Here is a 13,480-nt window from a genome sequence, read left to right on the forward strand (position 1 = left end):
CCTTCACATGGAAGAACTGCAGCTTCATTCCACCATCTCCGGGCAGATAAAATGGCCTGTCCGCCCTGGCGCAGTCAAATACAAAAGCCTCCCTGTATACATTGTTCATAGGTCCATAAATATATGGTGGTCTGAGTATGTAAGCATCACTCACTCTGTCAAGTAATGCATCCTCCGCAGCAATCTTATCCGTACCATATGACCCCCAGTATCTGTTGAGTGCCCGTTCTGAATCTTCACGGAATGGCTGATCTCCATACTCTGGATACACTGCACTTGAGCTGATCATGATATACTGACCAAATGAACCAAGGCTGTCACATAAGTCTGTGATATCTTCCGCATTATATGCGGTTATGTCCGCCACAACATCAAAATAGATGTCTTTGAGTTTGTCTCCCAGGTCATGCCTGTCCGTTTCTATAAGTTTCACACCTGGAACCTGCGGTCTTGAATTTCTGTTCACCACATACACCTCATAGCCTTTGTCCACAAAATACTGCGCCGCATACCGGCTTACAAATACTGTACCACCCGTTATTAGTATTTTCTTCATGGAGATCCTCCTTTAAATTGGGATTTTTTATCTACTCACCAAGTTCCAGTACCACACTCTCATTTCCAGCTAATTTCACTGAACTAAGGTCTGACACACCTGTCTCACCAGAACTTGAATAAAGTACATTTGTAACTGTTATGTCTCCGCACTCAGCAAGTGATACCGTCTGATTGCCCTCTGCAAAGTTGTGCACCACCAGCAGTTTCTGTCCATCCGCCTCACGGAAGTACGCTATCACACTGTCGCTTGTGAGCGCTGCCGCTCTATAGTTTCCTTTCATAAGGGCAGGATTGTCTTTTCTAAGCGCTATCAGTGTCTTGTAATATGAATACATTGAATCCGGATCTTTCATCTGTTGGTCAAGTCCCTTTGTCTCTGCATTCTGATCATCCTTTTCCCATGACGTGTTGTATGTACTGTCATCTCCCCACAGGAATGGTGTCCTTATCATCTCATCCGGCTTGCTGCCGTACATTCCGAGTTCCTCGCCATAGTAAATATATGGATTGCCTGGAAGTGTCATATATACCGCTGCTATCTGTCTCGCCTTATCCAGGCTGTTCACCGACGATGCTATCCTGTCCTGATCGTGATTTGCTCCAAATACTCCATTCAGATAGTTGACATCCACGCCGTCATATTTATTCTGTATATTCTCTATCGCCACGGAAAGAGAATCACCAAAGCCTGGCACCGCCATGCCTTTCTGTACGCAGTTCAGTATCTTCTGCTGAATTGCGAAATCAAACTTCGTGTCAAATGGCTGGACATAATTTTCCAGCACCTTGTCATCCTGCCATACCTCACCCACCAGGTATACATCAGGATTTATGCTCTCGCAGTAACCGGCAAATTCGTTCCACCAGTTGATGTTTGCCGCTTCAGAATCTTCCTGCTGCTTGAACTCATGCGCCCCATAGATATGAACTGCGGCGTCCATACGGAAACCGTCAAGACCAAGCTCCAGCCAGTGACCGGCGGCATCCTTCGCAGCCTGTCTAACATCCGGATTGTTATAGTTCAGATCCGGCATATCCGCGCCGAACACACCATAATAATAGAAGTCTCCTTCCTGGTGCCACACCATATCTCCCCAGCTTGATTTGTCGAGAAGATGATTGCAGTCTTTCTTGTCGGTCTTGTACACCCACCTGTAATAATCTCTGTACTCGCTGTTCTCATCGGACTTTGCCGCCTGAAACCACGGATGATTGATACTGGTGTGATTGATGACCAGATCCATGATGACTTTCATGTCTCTGCTGTGTGCTTCGTCAAGCAATCTCTTAAGATCATCCTCTGTTCCGTAATCGGGATTCACCGCCATGTAATCCGTCACGGAATATCCGTGGTAGGTATCGGATGCAGTGATCGGCATGAGCCATATCCCATCGATCCCGAGCTCCTTCAGATAGTCAAGTTTCTCCGTGACGCCATTCAGATCGCCTATACCATCACCGTCTGAATCGGCAAATGATCTGACAAATATCTCGTAATACACACCACGATTACCCTCTTCGTCGGTCTTCTTACGAGGCTCTGCCGTAAATTCTGCCACATCGTATGCATCACTGGAATATGTTCCCTCTGCATAAGGCTCGTCATTATCCTTTTTAGACTCCTGTCCATTTTCTTCTTCGGCTCCGGCATCTGTCTGATCGTTTGTCTGACCATCCGCCAAAGTCTCTGCTTCTGACGACGCAGCACCGTCCGCTCCGTCATCTGTTTTGCCGCACCCTGTACCGAGTCCAAGTGTAAGGGCCAGCATAACCACTGCAAGTCTCTTCTGCAGTCTGAGTAAGTTGTTCTGTTTCAGCACTTTCTTTTTAAGCACTTTCTCGTTCCTCCTATACTCCCTCCAAAGAACATTATAACAGACCATGCCTCATAACTTCCAGTGTATTTTCTAAGCCATAGCCCTGCCGGCGGTCTTGTACCTGTCAACGATCACTCCAACAAGTATGAACAGTACGGCGAATAGCATCTGCACTCCCATGCTTACAAATATGCCTGACACCGAACTGCCGGATGCGAAATTGTCGATGGCATCCGTTGCATTTGCGTACCAATATGCTGGAAGGAAATGTGCTATCGCCATCACAGTGTCACTTAAGAACTCTCTCGGCACAAATATCCCGCAGAGGAATGCCATTCCAAGTGATATGACATTTGCACACATGGAAAGAATCTGTTCACTCTGGGTAAGCTTGCTAACCAGAAATGCCAGCGAGAGTGCTACACAGGCATACACCAGCATATTGAGTATGAACATTCCGCCCCTTGCTGAGACTATATCATATTTTATAAGTATTCTGGAAAGTACTATAAATACTACAGACAATACGCATCCAGTAAACATCATCCCCAGGACAAGTTCCCTGTTCAGCCTGAAAAATTTGTATGATGAGCACTCTATTCTCGCTCTAAGCTTTTTCCTGTTATATACCTGCAAAACAGGCGCTACCCCAATTATCATAACGCAGATCATGACCCACCCCAGATAGTTGTAAAAATTATATAACATGGAATGTCCTGAGTTCTTTCCTTCGGCCATATCGACTTCAGCCTTCTGCTCAAGTGCCATCCTCGCTCTCTTATCGGCATCGTTCATATCATCTCCGGCCCTCTTGTACAGAGACACCATATTCATGTAGCTGTCAAGCCTTGCCTCAAACAGCATGGACGCCTGACTTCCGGGGATAGTCGTTATCTCAAGCATACCATCCGCAGTATCATTTGCCCATGCATCGCCAAAGCCATCTGGTATCCTGATCACACAATCCACCGCCCTGTTGTAGAGAGCATCCTGAATACCTCGTTCGTCCATATCAACGCCATCTACAAGTTGCTGCGTATCATTCAGGTAAGCCATCAATTTTCTGCTCATCTCACTGCCATCCTCATCGCTCACCGCATATTTGATCGTTTTATCCTTATAATAATTCTGTGGATCTGTGTTTCCCACATTGATGAACACAATCATGACTCCACACAGGATTCCCACATACATGATCATCTGCCCAATATATTTTCTCAAAACCTTGAAAAAAGATTTAAACACTTGCATATCTGTTCCTCCTTACCATGAGAATCCCAACTGCTATGAGCACCACAGCCTCAATAGTCATTATGACGATATTCTCAGTGAAAACCTGGTGGTCACTGTAAACATTCAGCGCATAGAATGAATCCGATATCAGAGCCGCGGGATTGAGTTTATTTATAATCGGCACGTGCTGCTGTATCTCATACTTTACTCCGTTTATACACAGATCAGAAAGGATGGACATCACCATGGATATTCCGATCACAATACCTATCTTGGTCCCCTCAGCAAGCTTTGATATAGCCCCAACTATGACTCCTATTGCCAGACCGATAAAGCAGCCCACAAACAGAGTAAGCAGGATCTCCCATACTCTGTCGCCAAAATCCACTCCTATGCAGGACATATATATAAAGCTTATGACCTCGACCACAAAATGTATAATCAGCAGTGCAGCAAACTCTGCCAAAACAAAGGTCATTTTTCTCTGTGGGGACACATTTTTTCTCTTTCCCGTAGCGCTCACATTTGCCTGAAGATTGCCCATCATCTCTATAGATGAAAGTGATGCAAACAGACAGCTCATGGCAAATATGGCATAGAAATAATTGTTATACACATTCTGGCTGCCCTCAGTGCTGGCCTTCTCTGTATAATATGATCTCTGTTCTGAGAGTTTTTCCACAAGGTCCGACATATCATCCACGCCGGAAGTCCCAGACATATACTGTTGAAGTCCGATGCCATCCTTATATATATCCATAAGTGCATGCTCGTACTGCTTGTACTCAGAAAGCACTGTCTCAAGTATGCTCGCATTGACAGAACTCTCCGCAACCGTGAGCTTCACATCATCCGTATATATGATGCCCTCGACCTCTTCATCAGCCAGTAACTTTTCCGCATCGCTTTCGCTCATCCTCGCAACCGACAGAAGGGCGTCATCGCCATCCGACAGCGCATCCAGCATATAATTAAGTCCATTTGCCGATTCATCCTCAGTGACCACCGCCACCTTGATATTCCTGAACATCTCATCCTGTTCATATATGTTGCCAAATGCCATGTACATGAATGTTGCAAGAAGCAGCGGGAATACCAGTGTCCAGAAGATCGACACCCTGCCTCGGACCATGATCTTTATGGTGTATAAAAAGTCCCGTATAAACATAATTCTCTCCTTTAATCCTGATTCATCTCAATTTTCCATATACAATACGATTTCAACGATCTCATATCTCTGCCCTGAATTTCGTTTAGTCTCTGAGCTCCTTGCCTGTGATCTCCAGAAATACATCGTTGAGCGTCGGGAGTTCCGTAACAACCCTGCCAAATGATATATCGTGCTCCTTGAAGAATTCCATGAGTCTCACCAGATTGTGTCTTCCACCAGAATATCTCAGCGTCAACATACCATCGCTATATTCCTCCTCATACATATGCGGCTGTCTGCGAAGCTCCGATATCTGTTTGCCTGTAAGTCCAAGCACCTCAACCTTGATGGTCTCAGTGTTCTTGATCATCTTCTTAAGTTCTTCCTTTGTTCCTACAGCTACAGACTTTCCTTTGTCCATGATGACTATCCTGTCACAGAGCTGCTCGACCTCCTCCATATAATGGGATGTGTATACGATGGTGGCACCTTCCTCATTCAGACGCTTGATCCCCTCAAGTATTCTGTTACGGCTCTGCGGATCGACCGCCACTGTCGGTTCATCGAAGAATATAAGTTTTGGCTTATGCGCTATTCCGCAGGCAATATTCAGTCTTCGCAGCAGTCCACCCGAGAGCTTCTTTGGAAGGAATTTCCTGTAATCCGCAATATCCACGAAATCCATTGTCTCCTCAACACATTTGCGTCTCTTCTCTTTGTCCTTTATATAGAGGCCGCAGAAGTAATCAATATTCTCATATACAGTCAGTTCATCGAACACCGCCACATCCTGCATTACAACTCCGATCTCTCTCTTGATATCGTAGCTGTCGGGCTTCATCTCTTTGCCAAATACCTTTATATCGCCCTTGTCAAATGTGAGCAGAGACAGTATACAATTTATAGTTGTCGTTTTGCCGGAGCCGTTTGGTCCAAGGAGTCCAAGTATCTCCCCCGCCTTCACCGTCAAACTGAAATGATCCAGCGCCAGTAGATCTTTATATCGCTTTACCAGATTGGTAACCTCTATTGCATTTTCTGAATTACTCATATATATCCTCCTGTTTTGATATCCTGTTTTTTGCCCCTCATTATCTTATGAGTGTCGTTCATAACATGATAGTCTGCACGCATCAGCATGCTACATTCTTTATTACATGCTCTCATTATATACACCCTTGATCTGTTTTCACAGTGAACAACGTCATCTTCACAATGTGACATTTGTCATATTTCTTTTTCCCTCATATTTATTTATAATAATTATTACACTAGGTTGCACACACTGCCCGGCACGGCTATTCAGACAGCACGATATATACTACAGCATTTTCTACATTATGGAGAATAATTATGAAACATCTCATCAACAAAGGACTCCTGCTGGTCTCAGCATTTGTCATGATATATGCGCATAATACTGCCACGGACACCCGGATCATCATCGCACTGCTCCTGTCGCTCATTGCCGGTGCGGTCTATCCGGCACTTGCCGGGATCTCCGCAGTGAACAGAGCCACCACGAAGGGCGCCGAGAACCACAGCAGAATATATCCATACATATGCGAGGCACTGGTATGCGCGTATCTTGTATCCGCATTCTGGCTACACCCAGTCTATATGTTCGTGTCCATAGTCAGCTACGACATGTACAGATACAGACAACGGCTGTCACCAGTCATACTTGTCCTGTTATCCATATACATGTGCGTCAACTATCCTCTGATGTCAGTTCTCCCGCAGATATGCCTCATCGCATTCTCATTTGCTATGAGCGTGTACTGCTGCCGGATAAATCTGCTGAGGGCTGAGCTTCTTGCCATGAGGGACAATACTGCAGAACACGACATGCTGGTTGCACAGAACACACGCCAGTTGCTGGAAAATCAGGACAACATGGTACTCACCGCCACCCTGTCAGAGCGAAACAGGATTGCCCGGGAGATTCATGACAATGTCGGTCATATGCTCACCAGATCCATACTTCAGACCGGTGCCATCAAAGTTATCAACAAAGACGAGCGTCTTGAGAAGCCCCTGGCACAGCTGCAATCTACGCTGGATACCGCAATGGACAGCATGAGAAAAAGTGTCCACGATCTACACGATGAATCCATAGACCTGCGCACTGCCCTAGATGATGTGATCAACAACGTCAGCGACATGGACATCTACATGGATTACGACATGTCAGATAAGCTTCCAAGAGAGATCAAATACTCATTCATCAACATAGTAAAGGAAGCCATTAACAATACGCTGAAGCACAGCAACGGCGACCATATGGATATCCGCGTGCGGGAACACCCGGCATTTTATCAACTGTATATAACAGACAATGGACAGAACATCCGCTCCGATCCATCCCCGGCACAAGGAAGCGCTTCTGGCGGTATGGGCTTAAATGGTATCCAGGAAAGAGTAAACAAACTTGGAGGCACAATGAAGATATCAACCGACGACGGATTTTCCATATTGATCAATATCATGAAAAGAGATTTTACAGACTGAATTCCAAACAGATATGCAAAATATCCTGATTATAAATAGGAGGAAACCGACAAATGAATGTAGTTATAATAGATGACGACCAACTGGTGGCACTGTCACTTCAGACCATACTCGAAGCCTGCGACGACATACAGGTATCCGCCACGGGAGGCAGTGGAGCTGATGCGATCAGACTGTACGAAGAATATCAACCGGATGTTCTACTCATGGACATCCGCATGGAGAACATAAATGGCCTTGAGGCTTCTGAGACTATCATGGCCTCTCACCCGGATGCCCGCATTCTTCTCCTGACAACATTTTCAGATGACGAATATATAATCAAAGCACTGAGTATCGGAGCAAAGGGATATATACTGAAGCAGAATTTTGAGAGCATCGCACCGGCAGTAAAAGCAGTATACAATGGACAGACTGTATTCGGGGATGAGATAGTTGGAAAACTCCCTGATCTTATTGGACATATGGACACTACCTCATCAGATGTCCAGCCATCGCCATTTGCCGGAATGGAATACGAACTCAGTTCCAAGGAAATGAATATTATCAGACTTGTTGCAGATGGTCTGAATAACAAAGAAATCGCATCAAGCCTGTATCTGAGCGAGGGTACAGTGAGAAACTATATCAGTTCCATCCTTGACAAGCTGCAGCTGAGAGACCGCACACAGCTGGCGTGCTTCTACTACAAAAAGCTAACCAATTGAGCAACAGTCAATACAACACTAAAAAGCAAGCCGCACGCCATCCTTGAATGACATGCGACTTGCTTTTTCTGTCTTACTGGGTCGTACCTGGGTGAGGGGTACTCATATACACTACTACTGAAGTGAGGCATCCACACTTACATATTCTGTTGAAATATATCCGATCGAGCCATCGTATAACTGAACTCCTATCCAGCTCTCATCCTGTGATACAACGTCGAACATCTCTCCACTGTTCACTGTAGCTATGATATCTGATTCTGATGACTGCTCTGTATGGACATACACACCATCATATATCACTGATGCTGTTACGCCCGGAAGCACCTCTGAAGGGGTCTCTTCTGTTGTCGCTTCCTCTGTTGTCACTGCCTCGGTAGACGCTGAAGTCACAGACTGTATACTACCTGATGCATTGCTGGCAACTCTGGCCGTATCGTTGGCCGATACTGAACTTCCTGCAGGCACCACTGCGTCGATGGCAAGCTGCACACTGCTGTCTGCCATCATCACTGCCTGACTCTTGTTGATAGTCACACTATCATTCGCATATAATTCATCCGCAAGCGGGTCAGCCTTCTCTCCAAAACTTATGACAGCAAATACACAAAGAGCCATTACAACCACAAGTGCTGTCATCAAAATGTTATGTCTTAAATATTTATAACTGAGAACATTCCTTCTCATGTGATCTACAAATCTTCCAAACTTACTGCGTGATCTAGTCATTAATTTTTCCTCTTTTACCCTTAATCCAAGCTATTTTCTATGTAGTATTTCGTAATCTAATTTTTACAAAGTTACCGCATTTGTTACATTTCTGTTAAATATAATACACTACACATGTGCATGTGTCAACTGATTCTGACAAAAAAATACCAATTTCTAGTGGTTTTACACAACTGTTTGTAACGACATGTTGTGTTTTGTAACATTTAACTTTTCTGCTGAAAAAAGCGCATTTTCGTGGTATCATATGACATCATACAGTCAACAAAAGGAGTACATTATGAGACTTGATAAATTTCTAGTTGAAATGGGGATCGGCAGCCGCAGTCAGGTAAAGCAGTATGTGAAAAAAGGCACTGTCACCGTCAATGGTGCCCCGGTTAAATCCTCAGATGTAAAGATAGATGAGAACAACGATACTATAAAATATAATGGCAGGATTCTGAATTATTCTAGATACAGATATTTTCTCCTGAACAAACCTGCGGGGTGTGTAAGCGCCACCAAAGATAACGTGCATCAGACCGTTATCGATCTGCTAAAAGGAGAAAATACAAAAGACCTGTCACCCGTGGGACGGCTGGATATAGACACAGAAGGACTTCTACTTCTGACAAATGACGGAGCACTGACCCACCATCTTCTGTCTCCTGCACACCACATTCCCAAGACATATTACGCAGAGATTGACGGATATGTAACAGATGATACCATAAACCTTTTCGCCACAGGTGTGGATATCGGAGATGAAAAACCTACACTGCCCGCAGATCTGCGCATATTATCTTCCGACAGCACCGCTGCCAGATCGGAGATCGAACTCATAATAACAGAGGGACGTTTTCACCAGGTCAAGCGAATGTTTGAGGCCGTTGGCATGAAAGTTACTTTTCTGCGAAGAATTGCAATGGGTGAGCTGAAGATAGACGAATCGCTTCCAACAGGTGCCTACAGAAGTCTCTCGGAAGAAGAGGTCAGTCTTCTCCGGTTCGATATGCCACAATAAAAATAGAGAACAGGAAATCCTGTTCTCTATTTTTATTTATGTTACTGACTTCTATTCTGTAATATATTTATCAAGGCCATCTGCTATTCCCTTGGCGATCTTGTTCTGATAATCGTCTGTTACAAGAAGTGCCTCCTCAGATGCTGTAGTCATATAGCCAACTTCCACTATGGTTACCGGAACTGTACTCCAGTTTATTCCGCTCATGGTATCCGTCTCCCATATTCCATCACTCTTAGCTCCTGTGGAAGCCAGAAGTCCTGATAAAACATCCGTGGCAAGACTCTTGCACTGATCATAGATAGCTGAATTATATGGATTAGATGATGTCTGACATACTGTCATCACACCTGTCGCATTACCGTCTGTCGATCCATTTGTATGGATCTTTATAACTGCATCTGCCTTAAGGTTGTTCGCATATTCTGCTCTCGTCGCATTACTTATATCAACATCATTCGATGTTCTGATCATCTTAACTGTATAGCCTCTGGATGTGAGCTCTGCCTCAAGCTTCTGTGCGATCTGAAGATTCAGCTCATATTCCTTTATTCCTGTTGATACACCTGTGTTGCCAACGGTTGCCTTTACTTTTGTCTCTGTAGCAGCAGGGCCTATCGGCTCGGTCTCTTCATTTGCATTCTGCTGATGTCCGGCATCTATAACTATCATCTTGCCCTCACCAACATTGGATGTAGTTCCCTGTTCTGTGGATGCATCCGATGAATTCTCTGTTGTCGCCTCAGTCGATGCATCAGACTTATCTCCTCCGCCTACGACCTCAAGGAGCTCTGAGAATATATAGTATTCCCCACCATCTATAGATACCTTGCTCCACTCATCGTTATAACCGATTCTGTCCAGCTCAACATCATTTGCAACTTCCTGATATATCTCTCCATCAGTTGATGGGCTCGTTCTGACATTCACATAGTCAAGAGTCTTTACTTTGTCATTACATATTGTAAAGCCATCCTTGTCCTTCTCCGGCTGTGCCTCAGTTGTTGCTTCCGTAGTCGCCACCGTCACTGCCTCTGTGGTCGCCTCTGTCTCCGTCGGATTGGCTGTGGTAGCATCGTCACCTTTGCTTCCGCATCCGGCAAATGCCAGCATAGAGGCAAGTCCAAAGCAGAGCACTGCATATTTTAAATGTTTCTTCTTCATGAGTATCCTCCGTAAGTGATTATTGAAGTTAAAAATACATCATCTTATTGTAACACAATCGTAATAACTGCACAAGTAAATTGCTCAAATACCTGATTTCACCATACTACATTTCAAATACTGCACCGCAAATCTTCTCAAGTTGTGCATAATCCTCCGCACTTCCAAGCTCCACCGCTGAATGCATAGCCAGTATCGGTATTCCCATGTCTACAGCTCTGACTGGCAGATAAGATGAAGCTATAGGACCTAAAGTCTGTCCTCCTGCCATACCCGACCTGTTCACCTGACGCTGTATCTTTATCTCCTGATTTCTTGAAAGAGCCATGATGACCGCAGATGCCTCACTGTCTGACACGTATCTCTGACTTGCACTTGATTTGAGTGCCACTCCGCGCCCCATGACAATCTGATTTGTCGGATCACTCTTCTCTGAATAATTCGGATGGGTTGCGTGCGCCACATTAAGTGACAGCATGAATGCATCTCTCATAAGGCGTCTTCCTGCTCCAGCCTCAATATCCAAGCCTTCCATGATACGCTTTATTATCTCCGACAGAAGCACCGAATCTGCTCCCTGCTTTGATCTGCTGCCTATCTCCTCATTGTCAAACAATGCTATAACATTTGTATTATTGCCATTTGTCTCTCTGCACATGGTGTCAACAAGCGCTGACACGGAAGTTACATTGTCAAGTCTCGGAGAAGCTATCATATCCTTATCTGCCCCAACTATCTCCATTCCATCCATGTTATACAGGTATAGATCATAATCAAGAATATCGTTCTTCAAAAGCCCAAGGTCATCTGCCACATACTGTAATATATCTTTGTCCTTCACAGTCTGACCATCCAGACCATATACAGGTATGAGCTCCTTCTGCACATTCATTTTCTCCCCGGGTGCATCCTTTCTCAGATGCGGTGCAAGGCTTGGCACTATGCACATGGCACGCTCTGAATCATACAGATACGTCTTCGGCCTGAACGGATCCGTGGTCTGCGCCATGACCTTGCCCGCGATTCCAAGCGGTCTGTCAAACCATGTCTCCTTGATAAGTCCGCCGTACGGCTCTACATTCAGTGTCTGGTAGCCGCTTCTGTTCATATCCGGCTGAGTCTTTATCTTGAGCATAGGAAAATCTGTATGTGCAAGGCCGATATTCAGCCTGCCATACTCAGGCATCTCCCCTGCGGCAAACGCCACCATCATAGATGAGTATGGCTTCACATAATATCTTCCTCCGGCCGTGAGCTCCCAGCGTTCTCCCATATCAAGCTCCATGTAACCGTGATCCTGCAGCATGGCTTCACATTCCTTCACTACATGAAACTGTGTGACACCGGCGTCAAGTAGTCTGCAAAGTGTATCTATCATAATAAATTATCCTCCTTATAATGGTCGGTCGACAAACGCACACATCAGTATACTTTCTTATGTGCATCGTCTGCGTTCTCCACAAAGATTTTAGTACAAATCTTCAGCTTATACAATTCCCTTACTTCTTATTTTAGCTTAATATCCACATCTGATATTCAAGTTTTTTTATCGCAATGTGAATCTTCTCTTGCCCTGTCATTCAAAAGGCTGTATAATCGCCAATAGATACTTTAACGCTTTTATGCGTCAAACTGTTAAAGGAGAACGTAAAATGAATGATTTTTCAATAGGATTTATCGGTCTGGGACTTATCGGAGGATCTATTGCCAAATCCATCCACCGCATTTTCCCTGATTACAGAATAGTCGGCTTTGACAATAATCTATCTACACTCAAGGAAGCTGTCTCCGATGGGACACTGACTGAATATACAGATGATATCCATACCATAGCAGAATGTAACTATATCTTTCTGTGCGCACCGGTCCACTATAATATAGAATACCTGCGCCAGCTCAAGCCATTTCTTACAGACAGCACCATACTGACTGATGTCGGAAGCGTAAAGCTCGACATATACGAAGCAGTCCAGGAGCTTGGGCTTGCCAGGTATTTTGTCGGCGGACACCCTATGGTAGGCTCTGAGAGATCTGGCTACGAAGCGGCCACCGACAGGCTCATAGAGAATGCCTATTACTTCATCACACCTGCAGACGGAGTTCTGCCGGGCAAGACTGAGGAGTTCTCCACATTTATCGGAGATCTGGGCGCAATACCGATCACATACTCACCTGTTGAGCACGACCGTATAACCTCTTACATAAGTCATGTGCCCCACGTCATAGCCGCCTCACTGGTCAACCTTGTCGCAGCGGCAGACAGCCCAGACAATATATTTAAATCACTGGCAGCCGGAGGCTTCAAAGATATAACCAGAATCGCATCCTCCAATCCAGTGGTATGGGAGCACATTCTTCTGGCAAATCCTGACAATATCGTAAACGGTCTTCAGGAATATGTTGAGCTTATAGACAAAATGATTTATCATATTAAACAGCGCGATGCGGCTGGGATAAATGCTTTTTTTGCATCCGCCAGAGATTACAGGGATTCCATTCCTAACAACAGCAGCGGTGTCATAAGAATGCACCATGAACTGTTCGTAGATATCCCTGACGAGGCTGGTGCGCTGGCAAAGGTGAAGCTTTTATCGCAGAGGCAAAG

Annotated in this window: 12 protein-coding genes; 4 read left to right on the top strand and 8 right to left on the bottom strand. The window is 44.9% G+C overall.

What is annotated here, in order from left to right:
- The 5 genes from CCU_RS00795 to CCU_RS00815 all read right to left on the bottom strand — a co-directional run.
- The coding region (locus CCU_RS00795) for an NAD-dependent epimerase/dehydratase family protein (protein WP_208895876.1) at positions 1–556 on the bottom strand (556 nt) is incomplete at its 3' end.
- Positions 557–587: 31 nt separating this feature from the next.
- Entirely contained in the window at positions 588–2,393 is a 1,806-nt protein-coding gene (locus CCU_RS00800) for an alpha-amylase family glycosyl hydrolase (protein WP_208895877.1), read from the bottom strand.
- Between the two features lie 72 nt (positions 2,394–2,465).
- Positions 2,466–3,626: an ABC transporter permease gene (locus CCU_RS00805; protein WP_015533200.1), complete on the bottom strand. Its 1,161-nt coding sequence runs from the start codon at positions 3,624–3,626 to the stop codon at positions 2,466–2,468.
- A complete protein-coding gene (locus CCU_RS00810) occupies positions 3,613–4,776 on the bottom strand; it encodes an ABC transporter permease (protein WP_015533201.1) in 1,164 nt (387 codons plus the stop codon). Before CCU_RS00810 ends, CCU_RS00805 begins: the two co-directional genes overlap by 14 nt.
- Before the next feature lie 85 nt (positions 4,777–4,861).
- Complete coding sequence (locus CCU_RS00815; protein WP_015533202.1) at positions 4,862–5,809, bottom strand: ABC transporter ATP-binding protein; 948 nt, start codon at positions 5,807–5,809, stop codon at positions 4,862–4,864.
- A gap of 302 nt (positions 5,810–6,111) precedes the next feature.
- On the opposite strand from CCU_RS00815, the gene CCU_RS00820 reads away from it, so the two are divergent.
- A complete protein-coding gene (locus CCU_RS00820; protein ID WP_015533204.1) occupies positions 6,112–7,269 on the top strand; it encodes a sensor histidine kinase in 1,158 nt (385 codons plus the stop codon).
- A 53-nt stretch (positions 7,270–7,322) separates the two neighbouring features.
- On the top strand, positions 7,323–7,976 hold the full coding sequence (locus CCU_RS00825) for a response regulator transcription factor (RefSeq protein ID WP_015533205.1): 654 nt from the start codon (positions 7,323–7,325) through the stop codon (positions 7,974–7,976).
- A 114-nt stretch (positions 7,977–8,090) separates the two neighbouring features.
- Here the strand turns inward: CCU_RS00825 and CCU_RS00830 are convergent, their stop codons facing one another.
- Positions 8,091–8,705 (bottom strand): SH3 domain-containing protein, encoded by a 615-nt coding sequence (locus CCU_RS00830; RefSeq protein WP_015533206.1) that lies wholly within the window; start codon positions 8,703–8,705, stop codon positions 8,091–8,093.
- A 280-nt stretch (positions 8,706–8,985) separates the two neighbouring features.
- Between CCU_RS00830 and CCU_RS00835 the strand changes: the two genes are divergently transcribed.
- On the top strand, positions 8,986–9,711 hold the full coding sequence (locus tag CCU_RS00835; RefSeq protein ID WP_015533207.1) for a pseudouridine synthase: 726 nt from the start codon (positions 8,986–8,988) through the stop codon (positions 9,709–9,711).
- Between the two features lie 51 nt (positions 9,712–9,762).
- Here CCU_RS00835 and CCU_RS00840 read toward each other — a convergent pair whose 3' ends face one another.
- Positions 9,763–10,875, bottom strand: coding sequence for an N-acetylmuramoyl-L-alanine amidase family protein (locus tag CCU_RS00840; protein ID WP_015533208.1), 1,113 nt, complete (start codon positions 10,873–10,875; stop codon positions 9,763–9,765).
- A gap of 106 nt (positions 10,876–10,981) precedes the next feature.
- The gene (locus CCU_RS00845; RefSeq protein ID WP_015533209.1) at positions 10,982–12,253 is read right to left on the bottom strand and encodes a M18 family aminopeptidase; all 1,272 of its coding nucleotides are present in this window, start codon (positions 12,251–12,253) and stop codon (positions 10,982–10,984) included.
- 274 nt (positions 12,254–12,527) lie between these two features.
- Here CCU_RS00845 and CCU_RS00850 point away from each other — a divergent pair.
- A partial coding sequence (locus CCU_RS00850) for a prephenate dehydrogenase (RefSeq protein ID WP_243440825.1) occupies positions 12,528–13,480 on the top strand: 953 nt, incomplete at its 3' end.

The organism is Coprococcus sp. ART55/1, assembly GCF_000210595.1.
GTDB lineage: Bacteria > Bacillota > Clostridia > Lachnospirales > Lachnospiraceae > Coprococcus > Coprococcus aceti.

Coding starts and splice junctions, on each gene's coding strand:
- CCU_RS00805 (WP_015533200.1), bottom strand. CDS start 3,626: ATGCAAGTGTTTAAATCTTTTTTCAAGGTTTTGAGAAAATATATTGGG.
- CCU_RS00810 (WP_015533201.1), bottom strand. CDS start 4,776: ATGTTTATACGGGACTTTTTATACACCATAAAGATCATGGTCCGAGGC.
- CCU_RS00815 (WP_015533202.1), bottom strand. CDS start 5,809: ATGAGTAATTCAGAAAATGCAATAGAGGTTACCAATCTGGTAAAGCGA.
- CCU_RS00820 (WP_015533204.1), top strand. CDS start 6,112: ATGAAACATCTCATCAACAAAGGACTCCTGCTGGTCTCAGCATTTGTC.
- CCU_RS00825 (WP_015533205.1), top strand. CDS start 7,323: ATGAATGTAGTTATAATAGATGACGACCAACTGGTGGCACTGTCACTT.
- CCU_RS00830 (WP_015533206.1), bottom strand. CDS start 8,705: ATGACTAGATCACGCAGTAAGTTTGGAAGATTTGTAGATCACATGAGA.
- CCU_RS00835 (WP_015533207.1), top strand. CDS start 8,986: ATGAGACTTGATAAATTTCTAGTTGAAATGGGGATCGGCAGCCGCAGT.
- CCU_RS00840 (WP_015533208.1), bottom strand. CDS start 10,875: ATGAAGAAGAAACATTTAAAATATGCAGTGCTCTGCTTTGGACTTGCC.
- CCU_RS00845 (WP_015533209.1), bottom strand. CDS start 12,253: ATGATAGATACACTTTGCAGACTACTTGACGCCGGTGTCACACAGTTT.